Annotated in this window: 15 protein-coding genes and 1 other RNA gene; all 16 read right to left on the bottom strand. The window is 62.0% G+C overall.

Translation table 11 applies throughout. The features are described 5' to 3' along the window. Positions 1 to 23 precede the first annotated feature (23 nt). The 16 genes from ftsA to rsmI all read right to left on the bottom strand — a co-directional run bounded on the left by ftsA (position 24) and on the right by rsmI (position 17,219). Complete coding sequence (gene ftsA, locus Q8X51_RS06550; protein WP_027604757.1) at positions 24 to 1,286, bottom strand: cell division protein FtsA; 1,263 nt, start codon at positions 1,284 to 1,286, stop codon at positions 24 to 26. 15 nt (positions 1,287 to 1,301) lie between these two features. Continuing rightward, positions 1,302 to 2,171: a cell division protein FtsQ/DivIB gene (locus Q8X51_RS06555; protein WP_407693138.1), complete on the bottom strand. Its 870-nt coding sequence runs from the start codon at positions 2,169 to 2,171 to the stop codon at positions 1,302 to 1,304. A gap of 4 nt (positions 2,172 to 2,175) precedes the next feature. Next, positions 2,176 to 3,132: a D-alanine--D-alanine ligase gene (locus Q8X51_RS06560; RefSeq protein WP_323145725.1), complete on the bottom strand. Its 957-nt coding sequence runs from the start codon at positions 3,130 to 3,132 to the stop codon at positions 2,176 to 2,178. Beyond that, complete coding sequence (gene murC, locus Q8X51_RS06565) at positions 3,129 to 4,577, bottom strand: UDP-N-acetylmuramate--L-alanine ligase (protein WP_074843928.1); 1,449 nt, start codon at positions 4,575 to 4,577, stop codon at positions 3,129 to 3,131. Before murC ends, Q8X51_RS06560 begins: the two co-directional genes overlap by 4 nt. Continuing rightward, a complete protein-coding gene (gene murG / locus Q8X51_RS06570) occupies positions 4,570 to 5,640 on the bottom strand; it encodes an undecaprenyldiphospho-muramoylpentapeptide beta-N-acetylglucosaminyltransferase (RefSeq protein ID WP_065949002.1) in 1,071 nt (356 codons plus the stop codon). Before murG ends, murC begins: the two co-directional genes overlap by 8 nt. Beyond that, positions 5,630 to 6,853 (bottom strand): putative lipid II flippase FtsW, encoded by a 1,224-nt coding sequence (gene ftsW, locus Q8X51_RS06575; RefSeq protein ID WP_065924256.1) that lies wholly within the window; start codon positions 6,851 to 6,853, stop codon positions 5,630 to 5,632. Before ftsW ends, murG begins: the two co-directional genes overlap by 11 nt. Next, a complete protein-coding gene (gene murD, locus Q8X51_RS06580; RefSeq protein WP_065924257.1) occupies positions 6,850 to 8,196 on the bottom strand; it encodes a UDP-N-acetylmuramoyl-L-alanine--D-glutamate ligase in 1,347 nt (448 codons plus the stop codon). Before murD ends, ftsW begins: the two co-directional genes overlap by 4 nt. A gap of 6 nt (positions 8,197 to 8,202) precedes the next feature. Next, on the bottom strand, positions 8,203 to 9,285 hold the full coding sequence (gene mraY / locus Q8X51_RS06585) for a phospho-N-acetylmuramoyl-pentapeptide-transferase (protein ID WP_003171875.1): 1,083 nt from the start codon (positions 9,283 to 9,285) through the stop codon (positions 8,203 to 8,205). Further along, positions 9,285 to 10,655: a UDP-N-acetylmuramoyl-tripeptide--D-alanyl-D-alanine ligase gene (locus Q8X51_RS06590; RefSeq protein WP_407693137.1), complete on the bottom strand. Its 1,371-nt coding sequence runs from the start codon at positions 10,653 to 10,655 to the stop codon at positions 9,285 to 9,287. The genes mraY and Q8X51_RS06590 overlap by 1 nt, the downstream gene beginning before the upstream one ends. Next, positions 10,648 to 12,111 carry a UDP-N-acetylmuramoyl-L-alanyl-D-glutamate--2,6-diaminopimelate ligase gene (locus Q8X51_RS06595; RefSeq protein ID WP_065949003.1) on the bottom strand — a complete coding sequence of 488 codons (1,464 nt, stop codon included), beginning with the start codon at positions 12,109 to 12,111 and terminating at the stop codon, positions 10,648 to 10,650. Before Q8X51_RS06595 ends, Q8X51_RS06590 begins: the two co-directional genes overlap by 8 nt. Continuing rightward, positions 12,111 to 13,853 carry a peptidoglycan D,D-transpeptidase FtsI family protein gene (locus tag Q8X51_RS06600; RefSeq protein ID WP_162844256.1) on the bottom strand — a complete coding sequence of 581 codons (1,743 nt, stop codon included), beginning with the start codon at positions 13,851 to 13,853 and terminating at the stop codon, positions 12,111 to 12,113. Before Q8X51_RS06600 ends, Q8X51_RS06595 begins: the two co-directional genes overlap by 1 nt. After that, the gene (gene ftsL, locus Q8X51_RS06605) at positions 13,853 to 14,146 is read right to left on the bottom strand and encodes a cell division protein FtsL (RefSeq protein WP_003216203.1); all 294 of its coding nucleotides are present in this window, start codon (positions 14,144 to 14,146) and stop codon (positions 13,853 to 13,855) included. The genes Q8X51_RS06600 and ftsL overlap by 1 nt, the downstream gene beginning before the upstream one ends. Beyond that, positions 14,143 to 15,090: a 16S rRNA (cytosine(1402)-N(4))-methyltransferase RsmH gene (gene rsmH / locus Q8X51_RS06610; protein ID WP_010213048.1), complete on the bottom strand. Its 948-nt coding sequence runs from the start codon at positions 15,088 to 15,090 to the stop codon at positions 14,143 to 14,145. Before rsmH ends, ftsL begins: the two co-directional genes overlap by 4 nt. Then, a complete protein-coding gene (gene mraZ / locus Q8X51_RS06615) occupies positions 15,087 to 15,542 on the bottom strand; it encodes a division/cell wall cluster transcriptional repressor MraZ (RefSeq protein WP_003171868.1) in 456 nt (151 codons plus the stop codon). Before mraZ ends, rsmH begins: the two co-directional genes overlap by 4 nt. A 354-nt stretch (positions 15,543 to 15,896) precedes the next feature. Further along, positions 15,897 to 16,250, bottom strand: an RNA gene (gene rnpB / locus Q8X51_RS06620) — RNase P RNA component class A. Between the two features lie 96 nt (positions 16,251 to 16,346). Further along, entirely contained in the window at positions 16,347 to 17,219 is an 873-nt protein-coding gene (rsmI, locus tag Q8X51_RS06625; RefSeq protein WP_027604767.1) for a 16S rRNA (cytidine(1402)-2'-O)-methyltransferase, read from the bottom strand. Between the last annotated feature and the right edge of the window lie 185 nt (positions 17,220 to 17,404).

Here is a 17,404-nt window from a genome sequence, read left to right on the forward strand (position 1 = left end):
TGAAACGGTGTTGCGGTAAATCTTTAGAAATTGCCTTTAACCCAAGCCTGCAACCGCTCGAACAACGGCGCCTTGGCCTCGTCGTCGCTGCGGTAGCTGTCACGGTTGCTCGGGCCCGACAGGGAAATGCCGTCGGTCTGCTTTTGCAGCCCGTACAACAGCAAGCCCACACCGGTGGAATAAATCGGGTTGCGCACCACGTCGCCCAGGCCTTTGACGCCATGGGGAACACCCAGGCGGACCGGCATGTGGAAGATTTCCTCGGCCAGTTCGACCGCGCCTTCCATCTTCGAGGTGCCACCGGTCAGCACGATGCCGGCCGGGATCAAATCTTCGTAGCCGCTGCGGCGCAGTTCAGCCTGGATCAGGGTGAACAGCTCGTCGTAGCGCGGCTCGACCACTTCGGCCAGGGCCTGGCGCGACAACTCACGCGGTGGACGGTCGCCCACGCTTGGCACCTTGATGGTTTCACCGGCACCGGCCAGCTTGGCCAGGGCGCAGGCGTAGCGGATCTTGATTTCTTCGGCGTACTGGGTCGGTGTACGCAGCGCCATGGCGATGTCGTTGGTCACCTGGTCGCCGGCAATCGGGATCACGGCGGTGTGACGGATCGCACCCTCGGTGAAGATCGCGATGTCGGTGGTGCCGCCGCCGATGTCCACCAGGCATACGCCCAGTTCTTTTTCGTCGTCGGTCAGTACCGAATACGCGGAGGCAAGCTGCTCGAGAATGATGTCGTCGATTTCCAGGCCGCAGCGGCGCACGCATTTTTCAATGTTCTGCGCGGCGTTGACGGCACAGGTCACCACGTGGACCTTGGCTTCCAGACGCACGCCCGACATGCCCAGGGGCTCGCGGACGCCTTCCTGGTTATCGATCACGTAGTCCTGCGGCAGGGTGTGCAGCACGCGCTGGTCAGCCGGGATCGCCACGGCCTGGGCGGCGTCGAGGACGCGCTCAAGGTCGGCGGCGCTGACTTCGCGGTCGCGAATCGCCACGATGCCGTGGGAGTTCAGGCTGCGGATATGGTTGCCCGCCACGCCGACGAACGCCGAGTGAATCCGGCAACCGGCCATCAGCTGCGCTTCTTCGATGGCGCGCTGGATCGATTGCACGGTGGACTCGATGTTGACCACCACGCCCTTCTTCAGGCCACGGGACGGATGCGTGCCAATACCGACGATTTCGATCGTGCCGTCTTCCCCGACCTCGCCCACCAGCGCCACCACCTTGGAGGTGCCGATATCGAGACCGACGATCATTTTGCCGCTTTGCACGTTTGCCATGGGTCCTGCCTCTTCTTAATTCTTCGCGACAGCGGGTTGCGCTGCCGTGGGCGCAGCCGGTTCACGCCAGCCGACGGCAAGGCCGTTGGCGTAACGCAGGTCGACGCTCGCAATGTTCGTAATCTGTTCTTTCAAGGTCTTGTCATAGATGGCGATGAAGCGGCGCATCTTTTCCACCAAGCGGTCGCGTCCCAGCAACAACTGGATGCCCGGGCCGGAACTGCCTGCCCCGGTAGTCAAAAACCAGCTGCCCCGTTCACGCAGTTCCAGGCGTGCAATGGAGAAGCCCATTGGCCGCAGCATCTGGCTCAGGGCCTGGTACTGCTGCATCACTTGCTGCTGCGCCCGCTGCGGCCCGAACAGCTGCGGCAGGTGCTCGTAATTGGCCAGCTCACGCGGGGTGAACGCCTGGCCCTGGTTGTTCAACAGCGCCTCATCGCCCCAACGGGCCACGGGGAGCTGTTCTTCCAGGCGGATCGTCACCTGGTCCGGCCAGACGCGGCGGACTTCGGCGTGGGCGATCCACGGCATCTGTTCCAGCTCCCGGCGCATACCCGCCAGGTCAATGGTGAAGAAGCTCGCCGCCAGGAACGGGCCGATACGCTGCTGCACCGCTTGCTGGCTGATGTAGCTCAAATCGCCCTGTACGCTGATCTTGGTGATCGGCCGGTCGGCATAGGGCAATAGACGCTGCGCGCCCTCGTAAGTGCCGAAGCCCAGCACCACCAGCATCACCGGCCAGAACAGCGCCTTGAGGAAACCAAAGTTGGCTTTCGGCAGGCGCGCCGACATCGGCTCTTTAGCCACCATTCGACTGGCACCCCGTGGCACCGGCTTGCGGTTCGGTGCTTGTGGGGGCTGATGACGAAGCGATGCGCCTTTCATGTCCTTAGCCTCTTGGCTCGATGCTGGCGGCCAGAATCGCCAGCACCAATTGCTGGAAATCCAGGCCGGCTGCGCGAGCGGCCATCGGTACCAGGCTGTGGTCGGTCATGCCCGGTGCGGTGTTGACTTCCAGGAACCAGAAATTCCCTTGGTCATCCTGCATCACGTCTGCCCGTGCCCAACCGGCAATACCCAACGCCTCACAGGCTTTCGCCGTGAGGTCCATCAATTCCTGTTCTTTGGTTGCGTCAAGGCCGCACGGGATCCGGTACTGGGTATCGGAGGCCAGGTACTTGGCGTCGTAGTCGTAAAAGGTGTGGGGCGTGCCCAATGCGATGGGCGGCAATACCTGGCCACGCAGGGTGGCGATGGTGTACTCGGGACCCTGGATCCACTGTTCCACCAACACTTGCGAATCGTAGGTACTTGCCGCTTTCCATGCGTCGATCAATTCGGCGGCCGAGTTCACTTTAGCCATGCCGATACTGGAGCCTTCATGGGCAGGTTTGACGATCAAAGGCAGGCCCAGTTCCTTGGCTGCAGAAATACAATCGTCTTCGCTGCACAGAACGCTGTGACGCGGGGTGGGAATACCCAGGCTGTGCCACACCTGCTTGGTGCGCAACTTGTCCATGGCCAGTGCCGAAGCGAGGATGCCGCTGCCGGTGTAAGGGATACCGGCACACTCCAACAGGCCCTGCATGCTGCCGTCTTCACCGCCACGGCCGTGCAGGATGATGAAGGCACGGTCGATCTTCTCGGCCTGCAGGCGGGCGAGGAAGTCATCGCCCACGTCGATCCCGAACGCATTCACGCCGGCACTTTGCAGCGCTTCGAGCACGGCGTTGCCGGACTTGAGCGACACTTCGCGCTCGGCGCTCTTGCCGCCGAACAGCACGGCCACGCGGCCGAAGTCGGCTGGCGTGATGGTGCAGAACAGGGAGCCGTAGTCAGCGGTCATTTCGACGCCCCCTTCTTGGCGGCCGCAAACAGCGGGCTCGCCAGCAACTTAGGCGCAAGGCCGCCGATATCACCGGCGCCCTGGCACAGCAGGATATCGCCGGCACGCAGCAGCGGCTTGACGATCGGCGCCAGGTCCACACCGCGCTCGATGTAGATAGGGTCCAACTGGCCGCGCTGGCGGATGCTGTTGCACAGCTTGCGGCTGTCGGCGCCCGGGATCGGTTCTTCACCGGCCGGGTAGACCTCCATCAACAGCAGCACGTTGGCATCGGCCAGCACATTGACGAAATCGTCGTACAAATCGCGGGTGCGGCTGTAGCGGTGCGGCTGGTAGACCATCACCAGGCGACGCTCCGGCCAGCCACCGCGCACGGCCTTGATCACCGCGGCAACTTCGGTCGGGTGGTGACCATAGTCATCCACCAGCATCACGTCACCGCCTTCCACCGACAGTTGGCCGTAGACCTGGAAGCGTCGGCCGACACCGGCAAAGCGCGACAGGCCCTCGACGATGGCTTCATCGCTGACGCCCTCGTCGGAGGCGATGCAGATGGTCGCCAGGGAATTCAATACGTTGTGGTTGCCCGGCATGTTCACCGACACATCCAGCGGCTCGCGGTCGGGACGCAGCACGGTGAAGTAGGTCTGCATGCCTTCCTGGCGCACATTGATCGCGCGCACGTCGGCGTCTTCGCTGAAGCCGTAGGTCACGGTCGGACGCTTGACCTGGGGCAGGATTTCACGCACCACCGGGTCGTCCAGGCAGAGCACGGCCAGACCGTAGAACGGCAGGTTGTGCAGGAACTCGACGAAGGTTTTCTTCAACTTGTTGAAGTCACCGTCGTAGGTGGCCATGTGATCTTCGTCGATGTTGGTGACCACAGCGACCAGCGGTTGCAGGTGCAGGAAACTGGCGTCGCTTTCATCGGCTTCGGCGATCAGGTAGCGGCTGGTACCAAGCTGGGCATTGGTACCGGCTGCATTAAGGCGGCCACCGATGACGAAGGTCGGGTCCAGGCCACCGGCGGCGAACACCGAGGCGATCAGGCTGGTGGTGGTGGTCTTGCCATGGGTACCGGCGACGGCGATGCCGTGGCGATAGCGCATCAGCTCGGCGAGCATCTCGGCGCGTGGCACCACGGGAATGCGGCGCTCAAGAGCAGTGGCCACTTCCGGGTTGGAGGTGTTCACGGCGCTGGACACCACCAGCACGTCAGCCTCGGCAGCGTTCTCGGCGCGGTGACCGATAAAGATCTGCGCGCCAAAGGACTTCAGGCGCTCGGTGACCGGCGACTCTTTCAAATCCGAGCCGGACACCTGGTAGCCCAGGTTCAGCAACACTTCGGCGATGCCGCACATGCCCACGCCGCCGATACCGACGAAGTGGATGCGACGGATGCGGCGCATTTCCGGTTGTGGCATGGCTTTCTGATTCTCAACCATGGGCCACCTCCAGGCAGATATCGACCACGGTGCGGGTTGCGTCAGGTTTGGCCAGGCGGCTTGCGGTGCTCGCCATGTTGTTGAGTCGTTCCGGTTGCATCAAAACCTCGGTCAGGCGTGCGGCCAAATCGGCGGCGCCAGTCGTTCTTTGCGGCAGCAGGAAGGCAGCGCCCTCCCCGGCCAAATATTCGGCGTTGCGGGTCTGGTGATCGTCGATGGCGTGGGGCAAGGGCACCAGCAAGGACGGCAGACCGGCAGCAGCCAGTTCACTGACGGTCAACGCACCCGCGCGACAGACCACCAGGTCGGCCCAGCCATAGGCATGGGCCATGTCTTTGATAAAGGGCTGCACATTGGCCGCCACACCGGCGTCGCGATAACGCGTGGCGGTGACTTCATCGTGGTTCTTGCCGGCCTGGTGGAAGATCTCCGGGCGCAATTCCACAGGGAGTTGCGCCACGGCTTCCGGCAGCAATTTATTCAGCGGCTCGGCACCCAGGCTTCCGCCCAGGATCAGCAGGTGCGCCTTGCGCCCTGCGAGTGCTTCGCGGGCGATATCCATAAACAGCTCGGTGCGCACCGGGTTGCCGGTGGTACGGCGCTTATCCGACACACTGAAGGTGTTGGGGAACGCCTCGCACACCCGTGCAGCCAACGGCACCAGCAAACGGTTGGCGGTACCGGCCACGGCGTTCTGCTCGTGCACGATCACCGGCACGCCGGCAAGCCTGGCGGCGACGCCACCGGGGCCGGTCACATAACCACCGAAGCCGAGCACACACACCGGCTGCAATTCACGGATGACCTTGCGCGCCTGCCACACCGCCTTGAGCAACACGAACGGTGCCTTGAGCAGGGACAACTTGCCCTTGCCGCGCAGGCCCGTGACGTTGATCAGGTGCAACGGCAAGCCCGCATTCGGCACCAACTCGTTTTCGATGCCGCGCGGTGTACCCAGCCAGTGCACGGTGTAGCCACGGTTCTGGAATTCCCGGGCGCACGCCAGGGCCGGGAACACATGGCCCCCGGTGCCGCCGGCCATGATCAGCACGTTAGCGCCCATGGGTCGGCTCCTCGGCGAAGTCGCTTTCGCTGAACTCCATCTCTTCGCTGCCCAGGTGGGTTCGACTCTCCCACTCGATACGCAGCAACAAGCCAAGACAGGCGCAGCAGATCACCAACGAACTGCCGCCGTAACTGAGGAACGGCAAGGTCAGGCCCTTGGTCGGCAGCAGGCCGACGTTCACCCCGATGTTGATCAGGAACTGGCCGATCCACAGGAACGACAAGCCGTAGGCCACATAGGCGGCGAAATACTGTTTGGCCTTCTCGGCCCACAGGCCGATGTACATGCCGCGTACACACACGAACACGAACAGGGCGACGGTGCACAGCGAGCCGACCACGCCGAGTTCTTCGGCGAGTACGGAGAACACGAAGTCGGTGTGCGCTTCCGGCAGGTAGAACTGCTTCTGCACGCTGTTGCCCAGGCCCACGCCCAACCATTCGCCGCGACCGAAGGCGATCAAGGCCTGGGTCAATTGGTAGCCGGAACCGAACTGGTCGGACCAGGGGTCGGTAAAGGTGATCAGACGCGCCATCCGGTACGGTTGCGCCTGTACCAGGATGGTCACCGCAGCCACTGCCAGCACCACCATCAAGCTGAAGCGGAACAAGCCCACGCCGCCGAGGAACAGCATCGCCGCCGCCGCGCCCATCATCACCACGGTGGCGCCGAAGTCAGGCTCCATCAGCAACAGGCCGGCCATGGGCAGCAGCACGATGAATGGCTTGAAGAAGCCCATCCAGCTTTCGCGCACTTCCTTCTGGCGACGCACCAGGTAACCGGCCAGGTAGATCACCACGAACACCTTGGCGATTTCCGACGGCTGCACGTTGAACGCACCGAAGCCAATCCAGCGCATCGAGCCGTTCACCTCGCGGCCAATGCCGGGCAGGATCACCATGATCAGCAAGCCGAACGCGCCGATCAGCATCAGCCAGCCCAGGCGCTGCCAGGTAGCGATGGGAATCATCATGGTGACGATGCACGCGCCCAGGCCGATGATCAGGTAGACCAGGTGACGGATCATCATGTACAGGGTATTGCCCGATTGCACGGCGGCCACTTCGGAAGAAGCCGAGGTGATCATCACCAGGCCCAGGCCCAGCAGCGCGAGGCAACCGGCGAGCATCGGGAAATCAAGGTCGATGCCGCGCCCGGTAATGATCGGCGACGGGTACGGCTTGATGATGTTTCTGAAGTCAATGCTCATGCCAAGCCCTCCACGGTGCGGGCGAACAACTGGCCGCGCTCTTCGTAGTTCTTGAACATGTCGAAACTGGCGCACGCCGGCGACAGCAGCACCGCATCGCCTGGCTGGGCCAGGGCTTTGCATTGGGTAATGGCGTCGTCCAGGGAGGTGGCGCGCACCTGTGGCACGGCATCGCCCAGCGCGGCGGCGATCAAATCGGCGTCGCGGCCCATCAACACCACGGCGCGGCAATGGGCAGCCACCGGTGCCTTGAGGTCCTTGAAATCGGCACCCTTGCCGTCGCCACCGGCGATCAGCACCAGTTTGCCTTCGATATCGGCGCCCAGGCCTTCGATGGCGGCCAATGCGGCCCCCACGTTGGTGGCCTTGGAGTCGTTGTAATAGCTGACGCCGTCCAGGTCGCGAACCCACTGACAGCGATGCTCAAGGCCGCCGAAGGTGCGCAGGCTCGACAGCATGGCGTCGAACGGCAAGCCCACGGCGTGCCCCAACGCCAACGCGGCCAAGGCGTTGGATTGGTTATGGGCGCCACGGATTTTCAGCTCGCGCACCGGCATCAGGTTCTGGAACTCGAAGGCCAGGTACTTCTCGCCGTTCTCTTCACGAATGCCGAAGGCCTTGAAGTCGGGTTTGCCCAGGCCGAAGGTCCAGCACGGCATGCCCTCGCCCATCAGCGGACGGCTCAGCGCATCCTGGCGATTGACCACAAATTGCTTGGCGCCGCGGAAGATCCGGTGCTTGGCCAGGTGGTACGCCGGCAGGCCGCTGTAACGGTCCATGTGGTCTTCGCTGACGTTCAACACGGTGGCCACTTCAGCACCCAGGTCGTGGGTGGTTTCCAGCTGGAAGCTCGACAGTTCCATCACGTACAGCTCGACGTCGTCGCTGAGCAGGTCCAGCGCCGGCGTGCCGAGGTTACCGCCCACGGCCACGCGCTTGCCGGCCGCCATCGCCATCTCGCCGACCAGGGTGGTCACGGTGCTTTTCGCGTTGGAACCGCTGATGGCCACGATCGGCGCCTTCGCATTGCGTGCAAACAGGTCGATGTCGCCGGACAGCTTCACGCCACGGGCCGCTGCGGCTTGCAGGGCCGGTGTCGCCAGGGCCAGGCCGGGGCTCACGTAGAGCTCATCGGCGCGGCACAGAAACTCAACATCCAGCTCGCCACAACGCACTTCCACGTGCGGGTAGTCACGGCGCAGCGTGACCAGCTCCGGTGGATTTTCCCGCGTATCGGCCACGGCAAACGACGTGCCCCGGTTCGCCAGGAAGCGAACCAGGGACATGCCGCTCTTGCCGAGGCCGACAACGATGCGGAAGTGGTCTGAAGCGATCAGGGACACTCGTTTCTACCTCAGTTTCAGGGTGGCAAGGCCGACCAGGACCAGAATCACGGTGATGATCCAGAAACGGACAATCACACGCGGCTCAGGCCAGCCCTTGAGTTCAAAGTGGTGGTGAATCGGCGCCATGCGGAACACGCGGCGCCCGGTCAACTTGAAGGACGCCACCTGGATGACCACCGACAGGGTTTCCATCACGAACACGCCGCCCATGATGAACAACACGATTTCCTGGCGAACGATCACCGCGATGGTGCCCAGGGCCGCGCCCAGCGCCAGTGCGCCGACGTCGCCCATGAAGACTTGTGCGGGGTAGGTGTTGAACCACAGGAACCCCAGGCCGGCACCGATCAAGGCGCCGCAGAACACGATCAGCTCACCCGCGCCCGGTACGTAGGGGATCAGCAGGTATTCAGCGAATTTCACGTTACCCGACAGGTAGCAGAAGATACCCAGCGCGCCGCCTACCATCACCGTCGGCATGATCGCCAGGCCGTCGAGGCCGTCGGTCAGGTTCACCGCGTTGCTGGAGCCGACGATCACGAAGTAGGTCAGCACCACGAAGCCGATGCCCAACGGGATGCTGGCGTCCTTGAGCATCGGGATGATCAAGGTGGTTTCCACTGCGCTTGGCGCCGTGGTGTAGAGGAAGATCGCGGCGGCAAGGCCGAACACCGACTGCCAGAAATACTTCCAGCGGCTTGGCAGCCCCTTGGAGTTTTTCTCGATCACCTTGCGGTAGTCATCGACCCAGCCGATGGCGCCGAACAGCAAGGTCACCAGCAGCACCACCCATACGTAGCGGTTGTGCAGGTCGGCCCACAGCAAGGTGCTGATACCGATGGACGACAGGATCAGCGCACCGCCCATGGTCGGGGTGCCGGACTTGGACAGGTGCGACTGCGGGCCGTCATTACGAACCGATTGACCAATTTGCAGGTTCTGCAGGGTGCGGATCATCCACGGCCCTAAAAACAGCGACAAAGACAGCGCGGTCAGCACACCCAGGATCCCGCGCAGGGTCAGGTACTGAAAGACCGCGAAGCCTTTGTGGAACTGTTGCAGATACTCAGCCAGCAGCAGCAGCATTAATGTTTCTCCGTACTTGAGCCACACAAGGCCGCGACGACGTTTTCCATCACCGCGCTGCGCGATCCCTTGATCAAAATGGTTGTGTGTTTGTCTTGTTCTGCCACGCCCAGTGCCTGGATCAACTCGGCCTGGGTGGCGAAATGGCGCGCACCGGGGCCGAAGGCAGCCACGGCATGGGCCATGTTCGGGCCGACGGCGTAGAGGGCGTCGACTTTACCGGTGGCATAGGCCCCGACTTCGCGATGACCTTGTTCAGCCCAGTCGCCCAACTCGCCGATATCGCCCAACACCAGCACCTTGCGCCCGTCGAAGCCTTTGAGCAGGTCGACAGCGGCATTGATGGACGACGGGTTGGCGTTATAGGTGTCATCGATCACACGCATGCCGTTGTTCGCCAGTTGCGCAACAGTACGGCCCTTGACCGGCTGCACCGCGCCCAGGCCCGTGGCGATACCGAACAGCGACACGCCCAAGGCGCCAGCCGCAGCCGCAGCGGCCAAGGCATTGGCGACGTTATGGTTGCCGAGCAAATTCAGTTGCACGTGCTCGCTACCTTGCGGGGTATGCAACGTGAAGGACGGGCAGCCACGGGCATCGACGGTGATGTCGGCGGCATGGAAATCAGCTGCGGCGTTAAGCACGGCAAACGTCAGGACCTTGCGACCGGCGGCGCGTAGACGCCAGGTCTCGAAGGCCTTGTCGTCCAGGTTCAAGACTGCGGTGCCCGATGCATCAAGGCCCTCAAGGATTTCACCCTTGGCCTCGACGATTTTTTCCGGGCCACCGAACTCGCCGACGTGGGCCGTACCGGCGTTATTGATAATGGCGACGTGGGGCTTGGTCAGCGCCACGGTGTAGGCGATTTCGCCGATGCGCGATGCACCCAGTTCGATCACCGCCGCGGTGTGTTCCGGGGCGAGTTCGAGCAGGGTCAGCGGAGCGCCGAAATCATTGTTCAGGTTGCCACGGGTGGCCAGCACGGGGCCGCGCGTACGCAGGATACCGGCGAGTAGTTCCTTGACCGTGGTCTTGCCGCTGGAGCCGGTGATGGCGGCAACGGGCTTATCGAAAGCGGCACGGTTCAGCGCCCCCAATTGGCCGAGGGCCAGGCGGGTGTCGGCGACCAGCAGTTGCGGCAAGGTGGAATCAGCCACTTCGCGCTGCACCAAGGCACCTGCGGCGCCTTTGGCGGCGACTTCGTTCAGGTAGTCGTGACCGTCGAAACGCGGACCGGCCAGGGCGACAAACAGTTGCCCCGACTGGATCGCACGGCTGTCGATGCTCACACCCCTGAAGCTGCAATCGCTCGACAGTACGCGTGCCGACAAGGCCTGGGTCAGTTCGCTGAACGTCATCGCCTTAAGCATGGGCGACCTCCCAGGCGGTCAAGGCATGATCGGCCTCGACCAGATCGGAGAAGGCATGACGCTCGCCGTTGATTTCCTGGTAATCCTCGTGCCCCTTACCAGCCAGCACAACCACGTCGTCAGCGCTGGCGCTGGCGATCAACTGGGCGATTGCCGCGCCGCGACCGGCGACGAAGGTGGCCTTGGATGCGTCTTTGAAGCCGGTGCGAATGTCATCGAAAATCCGGCTCGGGTCTTCGCTGCGCGGGTTGTCGTCGGTGACGAGCACACCATCGGCCAGGCGTTCGACGATCTCGGCCATCAACGGCCGCTTGCCGCGATCACGATCACCGCCACAGCCGAACAGGCAGAGCAACTTGCCCTTGGCGTGAGGGCGCAAGGCTTCGAGGACTTTTTCCAGCGCATCCGGGGTATGGGCGTAGTCAACCACCACCAGCGGCTGCGTACCGCCACCCAGGCGCTGCATGCGACCGGCCGGGCCTTCGAGCTTCGGCAGCACCTTGAGAATCTCGTCCAGTGCGTAATCCAGGCCGAGCAGCGCGCCGATGGCGGCAAGTACATTACTCAGGTTGAAACGCCCGAGCAGGGTGCTGCGCAAGTGGTGCTCGCCCTGAGGCGTGACCAGCGTGGCGCGCACGCCTTCGTCATTGAATTGGGCTTCGCGGCAATACAGGTACGCGCTGGCGTCTTCCAGGCTGTAGGTGATCAGGCGCGCTTCGCTGTCTTGGGCCGCCAGTTGGCGACCAAAAGCGTCGTCCAGGTTGATCACCCGGCACTTGAGGTCATTCCAGGCAAACAGCTTGGCCTTGGCGGCGGCGTACGCCTCCATGGTGCCGTGATAATCCAGGTGATCGCGGGACAGGTTGGTCATCACTGCCACATCAAAGGCCAGGGCGGTAACGCGGCCCTGGTCCAGACCGTGGGACGACACTTCCATGGCAATCGCCTTGGCACCAGCCTTTTTCAGGTCGGCCAGGGTCGCTTGCACGGCGATGGGGTTCGGCGTGGTGTGCAGGCCGCTTTGCAGCGCGCCATAAAAACCGGTACCCAGGGTGCCGACAATGCCGCAGTGCTGGCCCAGCAGGTCAAGGGCCTGGGCGACCAATTGGGTCACGCTGGTCTTGCCGTTGGTACCCGTCACGCCCACCAGATTGAGGTGGCGGCTCGGATCGCCGTAAAAACGCCCGGCAATATCGGACAGTTGCTTGGCCAGTCCCTTGACCGGGATCAGCGGCACGTCGGTGATCGGCAGCACCGTGGCGCCTTCGACTTCATAGGCCACGGCAGCCGCGCCGCGCTGCAGCGCGTCGGCGATGTGCGCACGGCCATCGTACTTGCCGCCCGGCACCGCCAGGAACAGGTCGCCAGCGCGCACGTTACGGCTGTCCAGGGTCAACTCGCGAATCAGCAGATCGCGGCCGGCGTGGGCAAAAATCTTGTTCAGGCTAAGAGACATCAGCCGCGCCCTCCATTGGCTTTTACTGCAGCGGCCGGTGGTCCGGCATTCGCTTGTTGGGTCGGCGGCAGGTTATCCGGGGTGATGTTCATCAGGCGCAGGGTGCCGGACATTACTTTGCTGAACACCGGTGCCGATACCAGGCCACCGAAGTAACCGGCCTTGCTCGGCTCATCGATCACAACGACGATGGCGTAGCGCGGATCGCTCATCGGGCCGAAGCCGGCGAACAGCGAGCGGTAGGAGTTTTCGGCGTAGCCCTTGGTGCCCACCGACGTCTTACGCGCGGTACCGGACTTGCCCGCCACGTGATACGCCGGCACCTGGGCACGGAATACGCCGCGCGGTGCTTCGATCACTTGTTGCAGCATGCCCTGCATGGTCTTGGCGACGTTTTCCGGGATCACCTGGGTGGCTTTCGGCGCTTCATCGACGTGGATCAGGCTCAACGGCACCATGCGTCCGTTATTGGCCAGCACGGAGAAGGCATGGGCCAGCTGGATGGCGGTCACCGACAGGCCGTAGCCGTAGGAAAGCGTGGCGGTCTCGGCTTTTTTCCAGTCGCGGTAGTTGGGCAGGTTGCCGACGCGCTCACCCGGGAAATCCAGGCCGGTGGGTTGCCCCAGGCCGATCTTCTGCGCCAGGTGGTAAATGGTTTCACCACCGATATCGAAGGCGACCTTACTCATGCCCACGTTACTGGAGTTGATCAGGATACCTGTCAAATCCAGCACCGGGCCTTCAGTACGGGACACGTCACGAATGGTGTATTTGCCCAGTTGCAACGTACCCGGATACACCTCGACCTTGTCGCTGGGTTTCCAGCGTCCGGTTTCCAGGGCGGCACTCATGGAGATGGCTTTCATGGTCGAGCCCGGCTCGAACACGTCGATCATCGCGCGGTTACGCATCATCGCCGGTTGCAGGTTGCGTCGGTTGTTCGGGTTGTAGGTCGGTTGGTTGACCATGGCGAGGATCTCGCCGGTCTTCACGTCCATGATCACCAGGCTGCCGGCCTTGGCACCGTTCTCGATGATCGCGTTACGCAGCTCACGGTTGGCCAAATATTGCAGGCGCAGGTCAATCGACAACGCCAAGGGCTTCCCGGCCTTGGCGTTTTTAGTGACTTGGACATCCTTGATCAACCTGCCGCGCCGATCCTTGATGACCTGTCGTTTTCCCGGTACCCCGGCCAGCCATTCATCGTAGGCGAGTTCCACACCTTCACGACCATGATCATCAATGTCGGTAAAGCCGACCATATGGGCAGTGGTTTCACCGGCCGGGTAGAAACGACGGAACTCCTCGATGCCGTAGACACCGGGGACTTTAAGGTCGAGCACCTGCTGGCCTTGTTCGGGGGTAAGGCCGCGAACGAGGTAGATAAATTCTTTATTTGCCTGGGCCTCGAGGCGCTCAGCCAAGGCTTTCGGATCCTGGCCCAGGGCGGCAGCCAGTTGCGGCCACTTGTCCTTGGCAACCTGCAATTCCTTGGCGTTGGCCCACAGGGTGGTCACCGGCGTACTCACCGCCAACGGCTCGCCGTTACGGTCAGTGATCAGGCCACGGTGCGCAGGGATCTGGATATGACGCAGGCTACGGGCATCGCCCTGGCCGATCAGGAAGTCACGGTCGACCACTTGCAGGTCGATGATCCGCCAGGCAATCGCACCCACCATCAATGCCAGCAAGCCGAGCATCAGGCGGAAGCGCCATGGGTAGAGTGCGCCTTCAAGCTTCATCATGGCGCCACCATGCGCACTTCGGCCGCACCCGGGATGTGCATTTTCAGCTGTTCGGTGGCCAGCACTTCGATACGGCTATGGGCCGTCCAGGTGCTTTGCTCGAGGATCAACCGGCCCCACTCCGCCTGCGCCTTGTCACGCACGCTCAATTCCCCATAGAGGGTATTGAGCAGTTGGCGGTTGTAATGGGCGCTGTAGGACACCGCAATTGCGGACACCAGCACGCCGACAAACAGCAGCAACATAAAGAAGCTGCCGCCCGGGAGGGGCTTGGCGAAAAGCTTGCTCACCGCAGCTTCTCCGCGACGCGCATGACGGCGCTACGGGAACGTGGGTTGGCCTTGAGTTCGGCTTCGGAAGCGAACTGCGCTTTGCCATGGATTTTGATTTTCGGCACAAAGGCTTCGAAACGTACCGGCAGGTTGCGCGGCAGGTTGTCGGACTCGCCCTTGACCAGGCGGCGCATGAACAGCTTGACGATGCGGTCTTCCAGGGAGTGGAAACTGATCACCACCAGGCGACCGCCTACTTCCAGCGCCTCGAGGGCAGCCTCGAGGCCAGCCTCCAGGTCGCCCAATTCGTTGTTGACGTGGATACGCAGGCCCTGGAACGCGCGGGTCGCCGGGTTCTTGCCCTTTTCCCACGCGGGGTTGGCGACTTTCAGCACTTCGGCCAGGTCGGCGGTGCGCTCGAACGGCTGGATTTCGCGACGCTCCACCACGGCACGGGCCATGCGGCCGGCGAAGCGCTCTTCACCGTATTCCTTGAACACACGGGCGATTTCTTCCACCGGCGCAGTGGCAATGAACTGCGCGGCACTGACACCACGGGTAGGGTCCATGCGCATGTCGAGGGGGCCGTCGTTCATGAAGCTGAAGCCGCGCTCCGGGTCATCGAGCTGCGGCGAAGACACGCCCAGGTCGAGCAAAACCCCGGCCACCTTGCCCGCCATGCCGCGCTCGGCGACTTCGGCACCGAGCTCGGCAAAGCTGCGCTGCACAACGACAAAGCGGCCGTCTTCGGCCGCTAGCGCTTGCCCGGTGGCAATCGCTTGGGGGTCTTTGTCGAACCCGAGGAGCTTGCCGTCGGGCCCGAGCTGGCTGAGGATCAACCGGCTATGCCCGCCCCTGCCAAAGGTACCGTCCAGATAGCAGCCATCCGCGCGTACGGCGAGAGCCTCAACGGCTTCGTCAAGCAGTACGGTGATGTGGTTAAAGCCGCTATCAATAGTCACAGGATCAAATCACGCAGTTCATCAGGCATGGCGCCCGGTTGTTGAATAGCAGCCAGGTCAGCTGCAGAAACAGCATCCCAGGCATCTTCGTCCCACAATTGGAACTTGTTCAGTTGGCCGACCAGCATTGCGCGCTTATCCAGCTTGGCGTACTCGCGCAAACGCGGGGGCACCAGGAAACGACCACTGCCATCGAGCTCGAGGTCGACGGCATTACCAATCAGCAAACGCTGCAGACGGCGGTTTTCTTCACGCAATGAAGGCAAGGCACGCAACTTGGTCTCAATCAACTCCCACTCATCGAGGGGGTAAACACATAAACAAGGGTCAACGGCATCGATTGTGATGATCAACTGTCCGGAACTTCGCGAAATCAGCTCGTCACGATACCGGCTCGGCATGGCGAGACGGCCTTTTGCATCGAGACTGATAGCGTTAGCTCCGCGAAACACAGATGCGTTTCTCCAAATTTTAGCGTTTTACGTTCAAAAAACCCACTTTGTGCCACTTTCCGCCACTTGCGCACACTATAGGAATGCGCCCACCACACCGTCAAGGCGCGGATTCAAGGAAAAGCCTTACAGATCGGAGATTTAGGAGCGTAAAAGGAGGAGAAACCAGAGTTCGGCGGTGTTTTTGGCTCGACAAGCACAAATAGCTCAAAGAGCTACAGATCAAAGTTAAAGTGATTTATTAAGAGTAAGATTTTTTTGGTATTACGAAGATGCATCTGCCAATGATTTGGCAGGGAGGGATTCTTGCGTTACTACCGGTTTTCTGCCCGAGATTCGGACAGAAGGAAAAAGGTGGAGAGTCGATCTGTAAGCCGGGTTCTGTCTTGAACAGTCATTCGTCTACGATGGCCATCACTGGACATCTTTAGCAACCTACCCGGTCCCAGCGCGGGCCACGCCTTGGGACCCTATTTGGTCTTGCTCCAAGTGGGGTTTACCTAGCCACGAACTGTTGCCAGTCGTGCGGTGCGCTCTTACCGCACCTTTTCACCCTTACCGGCACCGAAGTACTTAGGCGGTTATTTTCTGTGGCACTTTCCGTAGGCTCACGCCTCCCAGGCATTACCTGGCACTTCGCCCTATGGAGCCCGGACTTTCCTCCCCCCCCTAATTTTCATAGAGGGCAGCGACTGTCCAATCGACTCTCCGCCGCGCAGGTTAACGGCACGACGGCCTCAGGACAAGTATTAAAAGTGCAGCATTGCCATCACGTTCGGACGGAATACCGGTTTACCCCCGGAACTATTCGGCTTTCTGTTTATCCAGCGCGACTTGATACAACACATTCTTGCGTACCCCGGTGATTTCCGCCGCCAACGCCGCAGCGCGCTTGAGGGGCATCTCCTTGAGCAGCAGGTCGAGGATACGCATGGCCTCGCTGCCGACGGCCTCTTCATTTTCCGGCGCGGTCCAGCCCGCCACCAACACCACACACTCGCCGCGCTGCTGATTACTGTCGCCCTCGACGAACGCGCGCAGCGCTTCCAGCGGCAGGCCCTTGAGGGTTTCGAAGGTTTTGGTCAGCTCACGGGCCAGCAGGGCCAGGCGCTCGCCGCCGAACACCAGCTCCATATCCTGCAGGCATTCAAGAATACGATGAGGCGCTTCGTAGAAGATCAGCGTGCGCGGCTCCTCTTTCAATGCCTGTAGACGCGCACGACGCCCCACGGCCTTGGCCGGCAGGAAACCTTCGAAAATAAAACGGTCCGACGGCAGGCCTGCCGCCGACAATGCAGCGATCAGCGCGCACGCTCCTGGAACAGGCACTACATTGATACCTGCGGCACGCGCCTGGCGGACCAGATGGTACCCAGGGTCGGAGATCAGCGGCGTACCCGCGTCCGAGATCAGCGCCACATCGTCGCCCGCCAACAACCGCACGATAAAGCGACTGCCTTCTTCGCGCTCGTTATGCTCGTGACAAGCCGCCAATGGCGTGCTGATACCAAAATGCTGCATCAAACGCTGGGAGTGTCGAGTGTCTTCCGCCGCAATCAATTTAACCTCGCGCAACACTTTCAGCGCCCGGGCACTGATGTCGTCCAGATTGCCAATGGGCGTCGCCACGACAAAAAGCGAGCCTGCCGTGGAATTCAAAGGACCTGGAGCAGTCAAAGCGCACACCTCGATGGTTGGCAAAAGCCATATTGTAGCGCGTAGGCGCCTTGAAAATATGCCATCACGGCCGATGGCTTTTCAGCCGTGCATGGCTGATCGCACCACTTGCACGACCTAAATCGACGGTTTCACGCCAGTAACATCGCGCCTGGGCCAGTGCTTGGGTACAATTCCACGCTAAT

It is taken from the genome of Pseudomonas sp. Yb2C2 (genome assembly GCF_052112325.1).
Classification (GTDB): Bacteria; Pseudomonadota; Gammaproteobacteria; order Pseudomonadales; family Pseudomonadaceae; genus Aquipseudomonas; species Aquipseudomonas marginalis.